This window comes from Noviherbaspirillum album, assembly GCF_035916955.1.
Classification (GTDB): Bacteria; Pseudomonadota; Gammaproteobacteria; order Burkholderiales; family Burkholderiaceae_D; genus Noviherbaspirillum; species Noviherbaspirillum album.
In genome coordinates this window covers 1-17,294 of record NZ_JAWIIV010000019.1, presented here as the reverse complement: position 1 = coordinate 17,294, position 17,294 = coordinate 1, and the positions used below count along the sequence as shown (strand labels likewise).

Here is a 17,294-nt window from a genome sequence, read left to right as displayed (position 1 = left end):
GCCGCTAGCGCTTGGTGCGGAAGATCTGCGGCAGCAATGCCGCAAGACGGGCGCGCTCATCGCCCTGCGCGTTATGCAATGCCTGCTGCGGGCCGTGCAGAAATTTTGCGGTCAGCCCCTTGGACAGCGCTTCCAGCACCGCATCGATGTCCTCGCCCTTGGCGAGCAGTTTCCTGGCGCGATCGAGCTCGGCCAGGCGCATCGCCTCGCTACTTTCATGCAGGTTGCGGATCAGCGGCACGACGGCGCGGGTGTCGATCCAGTGCATGAAGGCCTGGACCCGGTTCTCGATGATGGCTTCGGCCTGCGCCACCGCGGCCTGGCGGTTTTCCATGCCGGTCTGCACCGCGGAGCCAAGGTCGTCGACCGTGTACAGGAAGACATCGTCGAGGCGGCTGACTTCGGGCTCGATGTCGCGCGGCACGGCAAGATCCACCATGAACATAGGCTTGTGGCGCCGTGCCTTGATCGCGCGCTCCACCATGCCCAGGCCGATGATAGGCAGCGACGAGGCGGTGCTGGAGACCACGATGTCGAACTGCGCGAGTTGATCCGGCAGATCGGCAAGGCGGATGGCGCGGCCGCTGAAACGGTGCGCCAGCGACTCGCCGCGCTCCAGCGTGCGGTTGGCGATGGTCAGTGACTTCGGGTTCTGGGCGGCAAAGTGGGTTGCGCAAAGCTCGATCATTTCGCCGGCGCCGATGAACAGCACGTTCTGCTCGGACACGGTATCGAAGATGCGCTGCGACATGCGCACCGCGGCGGCGGCCATCGACACGCTGTGCGCGCCGATCTCGGTCGTGGTGCGCACTTCCTTCGCAACCGCGAACGTGCGCTGGAACATCTGGTGCAGATAGGTGCCGAGTCCGCCGGCTTCGTCGGCCTTGCGCACCGCATCCTTCATCTGTCCCAGGATCTGCGCTTCGCCGAGCACCATGGAATCGAGGCCGGATGCCACCCGGAATGCATGGCGCACCGCGTTGTCCTGCGGCAGCGTGTACAAATAAGGACGAAGTTCGGAATAGGAAAGCTTGTGGTATTCGGCCAGGAAACGCGCAGTGGCGTCGATCGCCGCTTCCACCCCGCCGGCGATGTCGCTGGCGGCATAGAGCTCGGTGCGGTTGCAGGTCGAGAGGATGGCGGCTTCGTCGCTGGCACCGGCGGCCGTTTCACGCCCGAACCATGCGCGTGCCGACGCAACCGCCTGCCCGATCTGATCCGCGGGAAAGGCGACCTTTTCGCGCAAAGAGACCGGCGCGGTGGTGTGGTTGAGACCGACTGCGAGAAGCTGCATGAATGGCGTGAAGCTGAAAATCCTGTGCCGCTATTATAGCCTGTTGCACCCCTGCACAAGGTTGTTGACAAAAGCGTATCGGAGCTCGCCGGGCTGCTGCATCAATGCCGTTTCCGCAACTAGCGGGGTGGCGGACGCAGCAACTCTTCGAGACGGTATCCATAGCTATAGACCGGCACAAGCCTGAATCCGTTCTCGGGACGCAATCCGAGCTTGGCCCTTACCCGCGAGACATGGGTATCCATGGTGCGCGACGGAAGGTCGGAGTCGCGCGACCAGACGGCATCCTTGATGAAGGTCCGCGACAGCGGGCGGTCGAGATTGCGGAAGAACAGCAGCGCGAGTTCGAATTCCTTCTGCGTCAGGTCGAGCGTTTCGCCGTTGCGCGTCACGCGCGCGCGCCGCGGCTCGAAGCAATACGGGCCGAATACCGACTCATCCTCGACCTCCTGCGCCGGGTAAGCGCGGCGCAGCAATACCTCGATCCGCAGTGCGAGTTCATTGCGGCGTACCGGCTTGACGAGATAGTCGGCGGCGCCTGCCGCGACAGCTGCAAGCGCTTCTTCGATGCGGTTTCGTTCCGTCAGCGCGAGAACGGGCAGGGCAGGTGAATGTTCCCGCAGTTGTTGCAGCAGCCCCGCGCCATTGCCATCCTGCCAGTCAATGAGGCACACATGCATGTCTTCCGTAGAACCTGAACCAGAGTCCCCGTGCGCCGAGTCAAGCTGCATGCAGTCATGCCCTGCGCCTGAAAGCGTGGCAGCTATGGTTTCGGCCAGTGCGGAGTCTTTTGTGTGGAATGCAATGCGCATGTTCTGCGGCAGCGAGTCTAAAGCTCGCATTGTAGGCTTCATGGGCTCGAAGGCAACATGCATCAGGGCATTGGCCTTCGTCCACCATTTCTGAAAATCCGAGGCGCGGAGGTGCTGTTGAAAGAAGAAAGGGCACCGCAAAAGAAAAAGGGCCCAGCCGAAGCTGAGCCCTGAATCTTGGTGGCCCGGGGCGGAATCGAACCACCGACACAAGGATTTTCAATCCTCTGCTCTACCGACTGAGCTACCAGGCCAAGAAGTCCGCAAGTATAGCAAGGATCTGAGAATTTACAAGTGCCTGAGGAAAAAACCGTTTCAAGCCAGCGGCTATAATGGCCCAAGGCGAGGCGCGCGGCGTTCATGCGCCTGCATTTGTTTCGAACGGATTCTGCTTTATGCAAATACAAAGCGATGTTTGTGTGATCGGCAACGGCGCGGTCGGCAAGGCTGCCGCGCTTGGCTTTGCCCAGGCCGGCCTGAGCGTGAGCCTGCTGGCGCCGCCGGAGCCTGCAGGCGTGGGTGCGGGCGCGGCCGAAGACGGCTGGGATGTGCGCGTCTATGCATTGAATCATGTCGCCAATGAACTGCTGGCCTCGCTCAAGGTATGGAGCGCGATGGATGCTTCGCGCATTGCCGCGGTGGATGCCATGATCGTGAAGGGCGACGGCGCGCAAGCCGGACAGCTCGACTTCGATGCCTTCGGCGCGCGCACCGGCGCGCTGGCCTGGATCGTCGAGGACAGCAATCTCAACAAGGCGCTGGATGCGGCAATGAAGTTCGCGCCCGACACGCGCATCGTCACCGGGCGGGCAAGCCGCCTTCAGTTGAATCTCGACGTGGCCAGGGTCGAGCTCGACAATGGCGACGTCCTCGCCGCATCGCTGGTGGTGGGTGCCGACGGCGCGCAATCCTGGGTGCGCGGCCAGTGCGATATCGGACTCGATTACCGCAGCTACGGCCAGCAGGCGGTCGTCGCCAACTTCGAATGCGAACGGCCGCACCAGGGCGCGGCCTATCAATGGTTTACCTCAGACCAGGGCATCGTGGCGCTGCTGCCTTTGCCCGGCAATCGAACCTCGCTGGTGTGGTCAGCGCCGGAGGCGTTGGCGCAGAGCCTGGTGGCCGGTTCCGCCTCCGAACTGGCCGAACGCGTGGGAGCCGTGAGCGGCCATGCACTGGGTGCACTGCGGCCAGTGCAGCCGGAAGTGGTCAAGGCCTTTCCGCTGCGGCTGATGCGTCCGCATGCGATCACCGCGCCGAGGGTCGCGCTCGTCGGCGATGCCGCCCATGTCGTGCATCCGCTTGCGGGCCACGGCATGAATCTCGGTTTCGCCGATGTGGTGGGTCTGCTCAAGGCGGTTTCTCAGCGCGAATCGCACAGGGATTGCGGCGACGAGCGGGTGCTCGGACGCTATGCGCGCTCGCGCAAGGAGGATATCCTGCTGATGCTGGCGGCAACGGACGGCCTCGAGCGCCTGTTCTCCAGCACGCTGGAGCCGGTGCGGATGGTACGAAATATTGGATTGAACCTGGTCAACAAATTGCCGGTCTTAAAGCGAGCCCTGATTTCCCATGCGATGGGAAAGCGCACGCAATAAGTGGTGATATAAGCGGACGTAACGGACGTAACAAGCAGTCTGAAAAATTGCAGAAGGAAGACACAACATCATGATCACATTGACCAGACTGGCTGCAGCCGCGCTGCTGTGCCTCACCGCCACCGCGGCATCCGCCCAGACCAGCAGCGGCCCGGAAGCGGCCATCAAGAAATCGCTGGAGCCGCGCCTCGGCGAAGGCATCAAGGTGGATTCGGTCATCAAGACGCCTTACGGCGGACTGTATGAAGTGCGCATCGGCGGCGACATCTTCTATACCGACGCCAAGGGCGAATACCTGTTCATCGGCCGCGTCGTCGACACGAAGACGATGCAGGACCAGACCAAGGCCCGCGTCGATGAAATCAACAAGATCAAGTTCTCCGAACTTCCGCTCGATGCGGCGATGAAGATGGTCAAGGGGAACGGCAAGCGCGTGATCGCAGTCTTCGAGGATCCCAACTGCGGTTACTGCAAGCGCTTCCGCCAGACGCTCAACGAGATGGACAACGTGACGGTGTATACCTTCATGTACAACATCCTGTCGGAAGACTCGGTGACCAAGTCGCGCAACATTTGGTGTTCGGCCGACCGCGTCAAGGCATGGGATGACTGGATGTTGAACGGCAAGGCCGCTCCGCCTGCGCCGGCCAACTGCACCGCTCCGCACGAGAAGGTGTTCGCGCTCGGGCAGAAATACAAGGTGACCGGCACGCCGACGGTATTCTTCGCTGACGGCACCCGCATCCCGGGCGCGGTCGACCTCAAGGCACTGGAAAGCAAGCTGGCGTCGATCAAGTAAGCGCGCACGTCGGCTGCCCAAGTCGGCATGTCGTCAAGACATCAGCCAATGGCACGTATCCCTGCGGGAACGTGCCATTTTTCATGGCCGGACACGCTTCAAGCCATCGAACTATAATCAATTCGACAAATACTGGAGACAGCCATGTTCAATGCCATTTTGCTCAACAAGAATGATGACGGATCGACAGATGCGAAATTGACTCAGCTCGACGAGGCGCAACTGCCGGCCGAAGGCGACGTGACGGTGCGCGTCGAGTATTCCACCATCAACTACAAGGACGGCCTTGCGATCACGGGCAAATCGCCGGTCGTGCGAAAGTGGCCGCTGGTGCCAGGCATCGACGGCGCCGGCGAAGTCATCGCTTCCTCGCATCCGGACTGGAAGGAGGGCGACCCCGTCATTCTCAATGGCTGGGGCGTGGGCGAAGTGCACATGGGTTGCCTCGCGCAACAGGCCAGGCTCAAGGGCGACTGGCTGATCCGCCGTCCCGCCAGCATCTCGGCACGCAATGCGATGGCCATCGGCACCGCCGGCTACACGGCGATGCTGTGCGCGATGGCGCTGCAGGAGAAGGGCGTCGGCAAGGACAGCGGCGAGATACTGGTGACCGGCGCTTCCGGCGGCGTCGGCAGCGTGGCCATCGCCATCCTGTCGGCCTGGGGCTACCGCGTTGTCGCCTCGACCGGCAAGGCCTCCGAAGCCGATTACCTGAAAGCGCTCGGCGCGGCGGACATCATCGACCGCGCGGAACTGTCCGCGCCCGGCAAGCCACTGCAGAAGGAACGCTGGGCGGGGGTCGTCGATTCGGTCGGCTCGCATACGCTGGTCAATGCATTGGCGCAGACCCGCTACGGCGGCGCGGTCGCGGCCTGCGGGCTCGCGCAGGGCCTCGACCTTCCGGGCTCGGTGGCGCCCTTCATCCTGCGCGGCATTTCGCTGCTCGGCATCGATAGCGTGATGGCGACGAGAGAAAAGCGGGAGGCGGCATGGCAGCGCCTGGCGAGCGACCTGCCTCTCGACAAGCTGGAACAAATGATCGAGGAAATCGGACTCGAAGAAGCATTGCCCCGCGCGCGCGACATCATCGAAGGCAAGGTGCGCGGAAGGCTGGTAGTGGATGTCAACCGCTGAACGTCGTCCGTCGGCGGCAACCGCCGGCATTTTGTTGGCCGGAGGCCGGGGCAGGCGATTCGACCCGAGCGGCAGGCGCGACAAGCTGCGGCAAGCCTTGCCGCAGGGCGAAGCAGTCGCCGTGGCCGCCGCCAGAAACATGCTCTCGGTCTTGCCGACCGTGGTTGCCGTCGTGCGCCACGATAATCCGGAGCTGGCACTGCAGCTGCAGCAGGCAGGTTGCGCCGTCAGCCTATGCGCCGCATCCGACCGGGGCATGGCGGCTTCGCTGGCGCACGGCCTGACGCAGGCCTGGGATGCCACTGCATGGATCATCGCGCTGGCCGACATGCCCTATGTAAGGACATCGACCATCGAGGCGGTGCGCGACGCGCTGGACCACGGTGCCGATATCGCCGTGCCGGTATGGAACGGCCGGCGCGGCAACCCGGTGGGCTTCGGGCGCCTGCATCTGGATGCCTTGATGCGGCTGCAAGGCGACGAAGGCGCGCGCAGCTTGCTCAAAACATGGCCCGTGGTCGAAGTGCCGGTGCACGATGCCGGCATCGCCCGCGACGTCGATACACCGGACGATCTGCTTGCCGGGGGCGAACCGCAGGCACTTGCCCGCTAATGACAGCGATTGCACCGCCGTCGATACGGTGCGGATACCGTACACTATGCGGCTTCGAACCTTGCTCATGACCGCATGAATACCCACTTCGTCAACCGGCGCCTTGCGCATTTGCTCGGTTACGCCGGCCTCGCTCCTTTCGTGCTGCTGACGCTGGGCGCATGGGTCGTGCATAGCGACTGGCTCGCTGATTTCATCCGCGGCCAGCTCGCCTATGGGATTGCCATCCTGTCCTTCCTGGGCGGCATCCACTGGGGCGCGGTCATGATGTCGGGCGAGCTGACCATGGATCAAAGCCGCAAGGCACTGATCTGGAGCGTTATCCCCGCGCTCATCGCCTGGTTTTCCACCATGATGGGCGGCTTCGGTTTCGCCATGCTGATGGCAGGCTTCATCGCCGCCTATCAGGCCGACAAGCGCCTGTTCGCATGGTACCGGTTCGAACCGTGGGTCCTGCAACTGCGCCTGAAACTCACCGCCGTCGTCGTGGTCATGCTGATGCTCACCGTCATCGCAGCCAACGTCAAAGGATAAGGTCAAAGGAAAAATACCAGCATGAGAAACGCAATCAACTACATCATCACTCCCAAGGATCCGGCAGCGCATCTGTTCGAGGTGACGCTGACCGTCGACAAGCCGGCGCCCGAGGGGCAGATATTCTCGCTGCCGGCATGGATACCTGGCAGCTACATGATCCGCGAATTCGCCCGCAACATCGTGCGCATCTCCGCCGAGGCGCGCGACGGGCAGGTGCCGCTGACCAAGCTCGACAAGCATACCTGGCAGGCGGCGCCCTGCAGCGCCCGCCTCGTGCTGACGTATGAAGTGTATGCCTGGGACCTGTCGGTTCGGGCCGCGCATCTTGACCAGACCCATGGCTTCTTCAATGGCACCAGCGTATTCCTTGCCGTGCATGGGCAGGAAGAATTGCCGCACGTGGTCGATATCCGCCGTCCCGAAGGCGACGAGTACAGGGGCTGGCGCGTCGCCACCGCGATGCCGGAACTAAAGGCCAGGCGCTACGGCTTCGGCACCTATATCGCAGCCAATTACGATGAGCTCATCGATCATCCGGTCGAGCTCGGCACCTTCGCGCTCGCCACGTTCAAGGCGCACGGCGTGCCGCACGATATCGTGTTCACCGGCCGCATTCCCAACCTGGACCTCGCACGCCTCTGCAATGACCTGAAGAAGGTGTGTGAAGCGCAGATCGCGCTGTTCGAGCCGAAGACGCGGCGCGCGCCGATGGACCGCTACGTGTTCATGACCATGGTGGTCGGCGATGGCTATGGCGGCCTCGAGCATCGTGCGTCGACCGCGCTGATCTGTTCGCGCGCGGACCTGCCCGTGGTCGGGCAGAAGGAAGCAACCGACGGCTATCGCACCTACCTCGGCCTGTGCAGCCATGAGTACTTCCATACCTGGAACGTCAAGCGCATCAAGCCTGCCGTGTTCGCGCCCTACGACCTGCGCAGCGAAGGCTATACCTCGCTGCTGTGGCTGTTCGAGGGATTCACCAGCTACTACGACGACCTGATGCTGGTGCGCAGCGGCCTGATGGACGAGAAGCAGTATTTCAAGACGCTGTCCAAGACCATCAACGGCGTGTTGCGCGGCAGCGGGCGCACCAAACAGAGCGTGGCCGAGTCCAGCTTCGATGCCTGGGTCAAGTACTACCGGCAGGACGAGAATGCGCCCAATGCCATCGTCAGTTACTACGCGAAGGGATCCCTGGTCGGATTGGGGCTCGACCTGACGATACGCGAACAGACCAATGGCCGCAAATCGCTGGACGATGTCATGCGCACCTTGTGGCAGCGCTATGGACGCGATTTCGACAGTTTCGGACAAGGCCTTGCCGAGACCGAGGCCCTGGGCCTGTTCGAGGAAGTCACGGGCGTCAAGCTGAAGAAATTCTTCGACCGCTATATCCACGGTACGGAGGATCTGCCGTTCGACAAGCTGTTGGCGCCTTATGCGGTCGACGTGACGGACAACCGCAAAAGCGCCAAGCCCAGCCTCGGCATCCGCACGACCCGCGAAGGCAACGATTGCAAGCTGGCGAATGTCCATGAAGGCGGACCGGCCCATGCGGCGGGCATGTCGGCCGGTGATCTCCTGATCGCGGTCGACGGATTGCGCGTGAACGCGGGCAATCTCGACGCGGTGTTGGCCCGTTACCGGGCCGGAGATGCGGTCCTTCTGCATGCGTTCCGGCGTGATGAACTGATGGCCTTCAATGCCGTACTGGTCCAGGGCGACGCGCCGCAGGTGACCCTCGAAGCGCAGGACAAGCCCTTGCCCCAGGCCCGCAAGCGGGCGAAGTGGCTGTCGGCAGCCTGAACCTCGGCTCTGACGACAGTAGCCATTCGACATTGCCGGAGCACTTCGCTGCCGGCAATGTCGACCGCATTTTCATTTTTCCATTAGCCATCACAGCGCTGTCTGCCGCGAGAGCTGATCTCCGCGCGATTCTTCTCGGCGTGCATTGCGCGCCGCGCCGCTTCTTTTCCCAATTTCACTGTCCTGCCGGCAAATGCAACTTGCCCGGCTTGCATCACTCTATTTCAACACGCCGCGCAGCATGGTTCGCTTGATTGTGCACTGCACGGCTTCCTGTCAAGAAAGGACGATGCAATGACGAGCAGCTTCAGAAAAGGCGACAAGGTCGAATGGCATTCATCGCAAGGCACCGTGCATGGAACGGTGCTGCAGAAACTGACCGAACCGACCGACATCAAGGGACACCATGTCGCGGCCTCGCCGGACGAGCCGCAGTACCTGGTGCGCAGCGACAAGACGGGAGCGGAAGCCGCGCACAAGGCCGATGCACTCAAGAAGGCACACTGATCAAGGAACAAGGAGAAAGCATGAGAATGCAGAACGACAGCTGGGTGCAGCGCACCCTGATTTCAGGCACGGTATCCGGAGTCGCCACCGCGCTTGCCGCATCCGTCGCCGGCAAGCGCGATGCCGAATCGTATGCGGCACCGCTCAATGCCACCAGTCATATCCTCTGGGGCGACGAAGCCGCGCAACATGACGAGCCATCGCTGAAATATACGGTCACCGGCTTTCTCCTCACGCACGCCTCGGCCATCTTCTGGGCGTCGATCTACGAGAAATGGTTTGCGCCGCGCGAAGAGGACGGAAATGCATCGCCGCTGCAGCCGCTGATCGGCGCAGCCGTCGTCACGGCGGGAGCTTACGTCACCGATTACTACCTGGTGCCGAGACGCTTCACCCCCGGCTACGAAAAGCGGGTTTCGGGGAAGTCGCTGACGGCGATCTACGGCGTGCTGGCGCTGGGTCTGGCGGCACGCGCCCTGATGGCCAGGCGCGACAATGATCACCAATGGCAGCAGCCGTGGCAAGAAGGGCGGCAACTGCAGCAGCAGGACTATTGAGCCACTGCTGGATTCAGGCAAACAGCCGCTGCAATTCCGCGCCGGGATTCTCGGCGCGCATGAACGCCTCGCCCACCAGGAAGGCATGCACGTTCGCGTCGCGCATCTGCCTGACGTCGTCCGGCGCGAGGATGCCCGATTCGGTCACGACCAGCCTGTCGGCCGGGATGCGCGGCAGCAGGCCGATCGTTGTCTGCAGCGATGTCTCAAAGGTGCGCAGGTTGCGGTTGTTGATGCCGACCATGCGGGTCTTCAGCTTCAGCGCCGCATCCAGCTCATCGCCGTCGTGCACTTCCACCAGCACGCCCATGCCGAGCTCATGGGCACAGGCTTCCAGTTCCGCCATCAGGCCGTGGTCGAGCGCCGCGACGATCAGCAGGATGCAGTCCGCACCCCATGAGCGTGCTTCATATACCTGGTAAGGATCGATCATGAAATCCTTGCGCAGCACGGGAATGGTGCAGGCGGCCCGCGCCTGCTGCAGGTATTCGGGCGTGCCCTGGAAGAACTGAACATCGGTCAGCACAGACAGGCAAGCCGCGCCATGCTCGGCATAGCTTGCCGCAATCTCCGCCGGCCGAAAGTCGGCGCGAATCACGCCTTTCGACGGCGACGCCTTCTTCACTTCCGCGATCACGCCGGCATCGCCGGCGGCGATCTTCGCCCGCAGGCTGGCTTCGAAGCCGCGCAGCCCGCTGCGCGCCGCGTTATCGCTTTCGACGTCGCGGCGCAGGCTTGCCAGGTCGCGCTGCTTCTTCGCGGCGGCGACTTCGTCTCTTTTGACGTCGAGGATGTTGTTGAGAATGTCCGACATGATGGCTGGATGCGTGGGTCAGGTTTAGGCTTGGGCTTGAGTTTAAGCTTGTGACGCAGCAGCGCCGAGCTGCTGCGTCACTTGCACGAATTGCTGCAGCTTGTTGCGCGCCGCGCCCGACGCCAGCGCCTCGCGCGCCTTCTGCAGGCCGTCGCCGATCGAGGGAGCCACGCCTGCCGCATACAGCGCGGTGCCGGCGTTGAGGACGACGATGTCGCGCACCGGCCCAGGCGTATTGTCGAGTGCCTCCAGCACCTTCTGCTTGGATTCCTCCGCGCCCGAGACTTTCAAATTGCGGCTGGCCACCATTTGCAGGCCGAAGTCTTCCGGATGGATTTCATACTCGCGAACTTCGCCGTTGACTAGTTCGCCGACCATGGTGCCCGCACCCAGCGATACCTCATCCATGTTGTCGCGTCCCCACACCACGATGGCGTGCTTGGCGCCGAGGCGCTGCAGCACGCGCACCTGGATGCCCACCAGGTCGGGGTGGAACACGCCCATCAGGATATTGGCGGCGCCGGCCGGATTGGTCAGCGGCCCGAGAATGTTGAAGATGGTGCGCACGCCCAGTTCCTTGCGGACCGGCGCGGCATGCTTCATGGCCGCATGGTGGTTCGGCGCGAACATGAAGCCGATGCCGGTTTCCTCGATCGACTGGGCCACCAGTTCTGGCTTGAGATTGATATTGACGCCCAGCGCTTCGAGCACGTCGGCGCTGCCGGATGACGAAGAAACGCTGCGCCCGCCGTGCTTGGCCACCCGCGCGCCGGCGGCGGCGGCCACGAACATCGATGCGGTGGAAATGTTGAAGGTATGCGCGCCGTCGCCGCCGGTGCCGACGATGTCGAGCAGATTATCGGTATCCCTGGCCGGCACCTTGGTCGCGAATTCGCGCATGACCTGCGCCGCCGCGGCGATCTCGCCGATGGTTTCCTTCTTGACGCGCAGGCCCATGGTGAGGGCGGCGATCATCAGCGGCGACATCTCGCCCGACATGATCCTGCGGAACAGCGAGAGCATTTCGTCGTGGAAGATCTCGCGATGCTCGATGCAGCGCAGCAGCGCTTCTTGCGGGGTAATGGGCATGGCGGTTGCTCCTCGTCAGACGGTCAGGAAATTCTTCAGCAGGGCATGGCCATGCTCGGACAGGATGGATTCGGGATGGAATTGCACGCCCTCGACCTGGAATTCCTTGTGGCGCACGCCCATGATCTCGCCGTCGTCGGTCCATGCGGTCACTTCCAGGCAGTCCGGAAGCGATTCGCGCTCGATGGCCAGCGAGTGATAGCGGATCACGGTATAGGGATTGGGCAGGTCCTTGAAGACGCCCACGCCGGTATGGTGAATCACCGAGGTCTTGCCATGCATGACCTGCTTGGCGCGGATCACCTTGCCGCCGAATGCCGCACCGATTCCCTGGTGGCCGAGGCAGACGCCGAGGATGGGCAGCTTGCCCGCGAATTCCCTGAGCACCGGCACCGAGACGCCGGCTTCGTTCGGCGTGCAGGGGCCGGGCGAAATGCAGATGCGGTCCGGCTTCATGGCCACGATCTGGTCCAGCGTGATTTCATCGTTGCGGAAGGTACGCACGTCCTCGCCCAGTTCGCCGAAGTATTGCACCAGGTTGTAGGTGAAGGAGTCGTAGTTATCGATCATCAGCAACATGTCAGAACTCCCCGTCCAGTCCGTCTTGCACCTGCTCGGCCGCACGCAGCACGGCGCGCGCCTTGTTTTCGGTTTCCTGCCATTCCATCTCCGGTATCGAATCGGCGACCACGCCGGCCGCCGCCTGCACATACAGCGTGCCGTCCTTGATCACGCCCGTGCGGATGGCGATGGCCAGGTCCATTTCTCCGCCGAAGGACAGGTAGCCGCAGGCGCCGCCATAGATGCCGCGCTTGACCGGCTCGAGTTCGTCGATGATTTCCATCGCCCGCACCTTCGGCGCGCCGGACAGCGTGCCGGCGGGGAAGGTGGCCTTCAGTACGTCGAGATTGGACAGCTCGGGCTTGAGAATGCCTTCGACATTGGAAACGATGTGCTGCACATGCGAATATTTTTCGATCACCAGCTTGTCGGTCACCTGCACACTGCCGGTCTCGGCGATGCGGCCTATGTCGTTGCGCGCCAGGTCGATCAGCATCACGTGTTCGGCAATTTCCTTCGGATCGGCCAGCAGTTCTGTGGCCAGCTGCGCATCCTTGTCCGGCGTGGCGCCGCGCGGACGCGTTCCCGCCAATGGGCGGATGGTGACCTTGCGCCGGTTGTCATTGGTCTGCTCGTTGCGCACCAGGATCTCGGGCGAGGAGCCGACGATGTGCATGTCGCCGAAGTTGTAGAAATACATGTACGGCGAAGGATTCAGCGAGCGCAGCGCGCGGTACAGCGACAGCGGCGAATCGACATAGGATTTCTTCAGGCGCTGGCCGATCTGCACCTGCATCAGGTCGCCGGCCATGATGTATTCCTTCGCCTTGTCCACCGCCTTCAGGTAATCGGCCTTGGCGAACTCGCGCACCGTGTCGGTGCGAACCGATGCCGAGGTGACAGGCGCATCGACCGCGCGGCGCAGCATCGCGCGCAGGTCCTTCAAGCGCTGGCGTGCCTTCGAATACGCTTCCGGCTGCGTCGGATCGGCGTAGACAATGAGGTAGAGCTTGCCCGACAGGTTGTCAATGACGGCCAGCTCCTCGGTGACCAGCAACTGTATGTCGGGCAGGCCCAAGTCGTCTTTTGGCGCCGTGTGCGCGAGGCGGTGCTCGATATTGCGTACCGTGTCGTAGCCGAAATAGCCCGCCAGTCCGCCGCAGAAGCGCGGCATGCCGGGGCGGACGGCCGCCTTGTAGCGCGACTGGAATGCAGTGATGAATTCCAGCGGATTGCCCTCGTGCGTCTCGATCACTTCACCGTTCTTGACGATTTCGGTCCTGCTGCCGTAACTGCGCATGAGCGTCGTGGCCGGCAGGCCGATGAAGGAATAGCGGCCGAAACGCTCGCCGCCGACGACGGATTCGAGCAGGAAGGTATTGCGCCCGGCGTTCTGGGTCTGGGCGAGCTTCAGGTAGAGCGTGAGCGGCGTTTCGAGATCGGCGAAAGCTTCGGCGATGAGCGGAATGCGGTTGTAGCCTTGCGTGGCCAGCGATTTGAATTCGAGTTCGGTCATGTTTCTCTCCGGGCGCTATTGTAGATCGAGAGCGCAATAGCGGGGTGAAAGTGCAAAAACGTTGCTGACTGATCAAGGATCAAGCTCGGGAGACGAGCGGTCAGCGGCGATCGGGGTCAGTTGGACCAGGATTGCCAGCGTCGCCACAGCCAGGCCTCAAACAGGCCCGGTGAGGTTGCGTTACGTTTTTTGCCGAGAAACATTATGGATGTGGTGATTGCAGTTTTTATTGGGACAGACAATTGGCTGCTTCGAGCAGCGTGGAAACTATACCATCGGAATCGACATCGTGTATAGATTCGCCATGATTGTAGCCATAGGGGACGTTCAGCACCCTGCATCCGGCCGCGCGGGCGGCCTGCGCATCATTCGACGAATCGCCGATGGCGACCACGTGTTCCGGCCGCAGGCCGAAATCCTCGCAGACCGTCAGCAAAGGAAGTGGGTCCGGTTTCTTCTTCGGCAGCGAATCGCCGCCGTAGACGAGATCGAAGTAGCCATGCAGTCCGGTCTTTTCGAGCAGCGGCAGCGCGAAAGCGATAGGCTTGTTGGTGACGCAAGCCAGGCGCAGGCCCTTCTTTTGCAGCGCAGCCAGTCCTTCGTGCACATCCGGATAAAGGCTCGAGTACTGGCCGTTGATGGCGATGTAATGCGCGTGATACGAGGCGAGGGCTTGCGCGAAATGCGTTTCCACCTCAGCCGCCGCGTAATCGACGCTTAATACCTGCCGCATCAGGTTTTCCGTTCCCTTGCCCACGAAACGGGTGATGGTCTCGATATCGAGCGGCCTCAGTCCGAGATCGCTGCGCATGCGGTTGATTGCCACATGGAAGTCGGGCGCGGTATGCACCATGGTTCCGTCGAGATCAATGATGGCGGCACGAATGCCGCTCAAGGTCGGCTGCTGCACGCTCATGCCTGTGCCAGCTGGGTGCGCATAGCGTCGATGACTGCCTTGTAATCGGGCTTGCCGAAAATCGCCGATCCCGCGACAAAGGTGTCGGCGCCGGCACGCGCAGCTTCGGCGATGTTCTCGATTTTGATCCCGCCATCGACCTCGAGCATGATGTCGCGGCCCGATTCATCGATGCGGCGGCGGACATCTGCAATCTTCTTCAATGCCTCGGGAATGAAGGACTGGCCGCCGAAGCCTGGATTGACGGACATGATCAGAACGATATCGATCTTGTCCATCACATGGTCGAGATAATGCAGCGGGGTGGCCGGGTTGAACACGAGGCCGGCCTTGCAGCCGTTGTCGCGGATTAGCTGCAGCGAACGATCGATGTGTTCCGAGGCTTCCGGATGGAAGGTGATGATATTGGCACCGGCCTTGGCAAAGTCGGGAATGATGCGATCGACGGGCTTGACCATCAGGTGAACATCAATGGGAACCTGGACGTGCGGGCGGATTGCTTCGCATACCAGCGGGCCGATCGTCAGATTCGGGACATAATGATTGTCCATCACGTCGAAATGGATGATGTCGGCGCCGGCAGTGACGACGTTGCGGACTTCCTCGCCCAGGCGGGCGAAGTCGGCGGAAAGTATGCTGGGGGCGATGCGGTAGGTAGGCATGACAAGCAATAATGAAAAGGATGCGCTATTTTACCCGCACGTCCGCCTGCGCCGCATGGTCAATGGTCACGAATAGCCGGCGCCTGAGAATACCAAGCCGATGCCGCATGTTGACAAAAACTACAAGGAAATATCATGGCCGCCTATGAATTCACGATTTCGGTACGCACCCAGTATCTCGCCGAGCAGTCGGAGCCCGAGCGTTCGAATTACGTATTTGCCTATACGATTACCATCAAAAACACAGGTACGATCCCAGCGCAACTGATTTCCCGTCACTGGATCATAGTCGATGGCAACAATCGCACCGAGGAAGTGCGCGGGCTTGGTGTCGTCGGTCACCAGCCGCTACTGGCTCCCGGCGCCCAGTTCGAATACACCAGCGGCACCGTGCTCGCAACGCCGCACGGCTCGATGAAAGGCACCTACTTCTGTGTTGCCGAAGATGGCGAAAAATTCGAGGCGCCAATACCGGAATTCATTTTGTCGTTGCCTCGTACGCTGCACTGATTTACTGTTGCTTACTGTTGAGCATCATCCTTCCGCTGCTCTGATTTAGCGGGTGGCTGATCTGGCTTGCGCCCATGGAACATCGTCCACCATACAATAAAGACCAGCAGAAACAGGGCAACGCCCGCTTCAAGCATCAATAGCCACATATTCTTATCCCAATGTCTGTAATTCGCACAAGTTTAACTTTATCCGTCATTGCGGTCATGACCGCGCTCGCCGCCTGCACCACCGTTCCTTCCGAAACCGCGTCGAGGCAACCGGCCTCGCCCCCGCCAGCAGTACAGAAACCCGTTGCTCCGCCGGCCACGAAGGAGGCGTCGCCGCAAGAAGTATTGCGGCCGACCGTGTTTTCCGCCATACCCGGCTGGGACAAGGATAAGTTGCGGGAAGCGTGGCCGGCATTCATGGCTTCCTGCGAGGCGCTGATAAAGCGTCCCGACTGGAAGGAGCCGTGCACTGTGGCGCGCGACGTCGACGCCTCCAGTGAAAAAAACATACGTGTTTTCTTTGAGTCTTTTTTCGTTCCGAACCAAGTGGTCAATGCCGACGGCACGTCCAATGGGCTCGTGACCGGGTATTACGAACCGATCTTGAACGGGGCTCGCAAGCGCGGAGGCGTGTATCAGACCCCGTTGCATCGGACCCCGGATGATATGCTCACGATCGACATGTCCTCCGTCTATCCTGAACTGAAAAATATGCGCTTGCGCGGCAGGGTGGTTGGCAACCGCATCGTGCCCTACATGACGCGTGCCGAGATGCTGCAGTCCGGCGCATTGAGCGGCAAGGAACTGGTATGGGTGGACGATCCCATTGAGGCTTTCTTCCTGCAGGTCCAGGGATCAGGCCGCGTGAAGATTGCGGAAAGCAAGGAGACTATCCGGGTTGCCTATGCCGACCAGAACGGACATCCCTACAAATCCATCGGCCGATATCTGGTTGACAAGGGCGAGCTCACTCTCGATCAGGCGTCTGCGCAAAGCATCAAAGCCTGGTATGCAGCGAATCCGTCGCGGCAGAACGAATTGCTCAATGCAAACCCGAGCTACGTCTTCTTCAAGGAAGAGAAAATCTCGGATAGCTCGAAGGGTCCCAAGGGTGCCCTCGGCGTGCCGCTGACGGCGGAGCGTTCGATTGCGGTCGATCCTCAGCATGTTCCGCTCGGCGCGCCTGTGTTTCTTTCCACAACACAGCCGCTGGCAAATACGCCGATCCAGCGCCTGATGATGGCGCAGGATACCGGGGGAGCCATCCGCGGCGCCGTCAGGGCGGACTTTTTCTGGGGGCTCGGCAAGCCAGCGGGTGAAAAAGCCGGCAAGATGAAACAGCAAGGCTTCATGTGGGTCTTGCTGCCGAAGACCCCGGTCTCCCAGGCGGCAAAGCAGTGAGCCGGTTCCAAGCCATGACGGTTTGATATCAAGAAGAGTATGAGCTGAGAGACAGCAGAAAACTTTCTGCAAAAAGCTTGACGCAAATCGAGAGATTGGCCATAATCTCGTTTCTCTGCTGCTGACGAACAAAACGCTTCGACAGCACTGCGACGGAAAGAATAAGTTCTGTTGCGAG

At 61.6% G+C, this 17,294-nt stretch carries 19 protein-coding genes and 1 tRNA gene; 11 read left to right on the top strand and 9 right to left on the bottom strand.

From position 1 onward, the window contains the following. Nucleotides 1-4: 4 nt before the first annotated feature. The 3 genes from hemA to RY831_RS20135 all read right to left on the bottom strand — a co-directional run bounded on the left by hemA (nt 5) and on the right by RY831_RS20135 (nt 2,360). Entirely contained in the window at nt 5-1,294 is a 1,290-nt protein-coding gene (gene hemA, locus RY831_RS20145) for a glutamyl-tRNA reductase (protein ID WP_326508173.1), read from the bottom strand. 119 nt (nt 1,295-1,413) lie between these two features. Then, the gene (locus tag RY831_RS20140) at nt 1,414-2,106 is read right to left on the bottom strand and encodes a response regulator transcription factor (protein ID WP_326508268.1); all 693 of its coding nucleotides are present in this window, start codon (nt 2,104-2,106) and stop codon (nt 1,414-1,416) included. A gap of 178 nt (nt 2,107-2,284) precedes the next feature. Next, nucleotides 2,285-2,360, bottom strand: a tRNA-Phe gene (locus RY831_RS20135). A gap of 141 nt (nt 2,361-2,501) precedes the next feature. On the opposite strand from RY831_RS20135, the gene RY831_RS20130 reads away from it, so the two are divergent. The 9 genes from RY831_RS20130 to RY831_RS20090 all read left to right on the top strand — a co-directional run bounded on the left by RY831_RS20130 (nt 2,502) and on the right by RY831_RS20090 (nt 9,657). Continuing rightward, the gene (locus RY831_RS20130) at nt 2,502-3,704 is read left to right on the top strand and encodes a UbiH/UbiF family hydroxylase (protein ID WP_326508172.1); all 1,203 of its coding nucleotides are present in this window, start codon (nt 2,502-2,504) and stop codon (nt 3,702-3,704) included. A gap of 70 nt (nt 3,705-3,774) precedes the next feature. Then, nucleotides 3,775-4,503, top strand: coding sequence for a DsbC family protein (locus RY831_RS20125; protein WP_326508171.1), 729 nt, complete (start codon nt 3,775-3,777; stop codon nt 4,501-4,503). Between the two features lie 144 nt (nt 4,504-4,647). Next, nucleotides 4,648-5,637, top strand: coding sequence for an acrylyl-CoA reductase (NADPH) (gene acuI, locus RY831_RS20120; protein ID WP_326508170.1), 990 nt, complete (start codon nt 4,648-4,650; stop codon nt 5,635-5,637). Continuing rightward, entirely contained in the window at nt 5,624-6,250 is a 627-nt protein-coding gene (locus RY831_RS20115) for a nucleotidyltransferase family protein (RefSeq protein WP_326508169.1), read from the top strand. The genes acuI and RY831_RS20115 overlap by 14 nt, the downstream gene beginning before the upstream one ends. A 75-nt stretch (nt 6,251-6,325) precedes the next feature. Continuing rightward, entirely contained in the window at nt 6,326-6,784 is a 459-nt protein-coding gene (locus tag RY831_RS20110) for a DUF3429 domain-containing protein (protein ID WP_326508168.1), read from the top strand. A 21-nt stretch (nt 6,785-6,805) separates the two neighbouring features. Continuing rightward, nucleotides 6,806-8,593, top strand: coding sequence for a M61 family metallopeptidase (locus tag RY831_RS20105; RefSeq protein ID WP_326508167.1), 1,788 nt, complete (start codon nt 6,806-6,808; stop codon nt 8,591-8,593). Next, on the top strand, nt 8,575-8,847 hold the full coding sequence (locus RY831_RS20100) for a hypothetical protein (RefSeq protein ID WP_326508166.1): 273 nt from the start codon (nt 8,575-8,577) through the stop codon (nt 8,845-8,847). Before RY831_RS20105 ends, RY831_RS20100 begins: the two co-directional genes overlap by 19 nt. 40 nt (nt 8,848-8,887) lie before the next feature. Further along, nucleotides 8,888-9,100 carry a hypervirulence associated TUDOR domain-containing protein gene (locus tag RY831_RS20095; protein WP_326508165.1) on the top strand — a complete coding sequence of 71 codons (213 nt, stop codon included), beginning with the start codon at nt 8,888-8,890 and terminating at the stop codon, nt 9,098-9,100. A gap of 20 nt (nt 9,101-9,120) precedes the next feature. After that, on the top strand, nt 9,121-9,657 hold the full coding sequence (locus RY831_RS20090) for a hypothetical protein (RefSeq protein ID WP_326508164.1): 537 nt from the start codon (nt 9,121-9,123) through the stop codon (nt 9,655-9,657). Between the two features lie 13 nt (nt 9,658-9,670). Here RY831_RS20090 and trpC read toward each other — a convergent pair whose 3' ends face one another. From trpC to rpe, 6 genes are all read right to left on the bottom strand, one after another. Next, the gene (gene trpC, locus RY831_RS20085; protein WP_326508163.1) at nt 9,671-10,471 is read right to left on the bottom strand and encodes an indole-3-glycerol phosphate synthase TrpC; all 801 of its coding nucleotides are present in this window, start codon (nt 10,469-10,471) and stop codon (nt 9,671-9,673) included. Between the two features lie 42 nt (nt 10,472-10,513). Beyond that, entirely contained in the window at nt 10,514-11,560 is a 1,047-nt protein-coding gene (gene trpD, locus RY831_RS20080; protein ID WP_326508162.1) for an anthranilate phosphoribosyltransferase, read from the bottom strand. Between the two features lie 15 nt (nt 11,561-11,575). Continuing rightward, the gene (locus tag RY831_RS20075; protein ID WP_326508161.1) at nt 11,576-12,139 is read right to left on the bottom strand and encodes an aminodeoxychorismate/anthranilate synthase component II; all 564 of its coding nucleotides are present in this window, start codon (nt 12,137-12,139) and stop codon (nt 11,576-11,578) included. A gap of 1 nt (nt 12,140) precedes the next feature. Beyond that, nucleotides 12,141-13,637 carry an anthranilate synthase component I gene (gene trpE / locus RY831_RS20070; protein WP_326508160.1) on the bottom strand — a complete coding sequence of 499 codons (1,497 nt, stop codon included), beginning with the start codon at nt 13,635-13,637 and terminating at the stop codon, nt 12,141-12,143. Between the two features lie 226 nt (nt 13,638-13,863). After that, a complete protein-coding gene (locus RY831_RS20065; RefSeq protein WP_326508159.1) occupies nt 13,864-14,553 on the bottom strand; it encodes a phosphoglycolate phosphatase in 690 nt (229 codons plus the stop codon). After that, nucleotides 14,550-15,215, bottom strand: coding sequence for a ribulose-phosphate 3-epimerase (gene rpe / locus RY831_RS20060; protein ID WP_326508158.1), 666 nt, complete (start codon nt 15,213-15,215; stop codon nt 14,550-14,552). The genes RY831_RS20065 and rpe overlap by 4 nt, the downstream gene beginning before the upstream one ends. A 135-nt stretch (nt 15,216-15,350) precedes the next feature. Here rpe and apaG point away from each other — a divergent pair, with 135 nt between their 5' ends. Both apaG and mltA read left to right on the top strand, forming a co-directional pair. Beyond that, complete coding sequence (gene apaG, locus RY831_RS20055; RefSeq protein ID WP_326508157.1) at nt 15,351-15,725, top strand: Co2+/Mg2+ efflux facilitator ApaG/CorD; 375 nt, start codon at nt 15,351-15,353, stop codon at nt 15,723-15,725. A 161-nt stretch (nt 15,726-15,886) separates the two neighbouring features. Beyond that, complete coding sequence (gene mltA, locus RY831_RS20045; protein ID WP_496196644.1) at nt 15,887-17,116, top strand: murein transglycosylase A; 1,230 nt, start codon at nt 15,887-15,889, stop codon at nt 17,114-17,116. Nucleotides 17,117-17,294 lie beyond the last annotated feature (178 nt).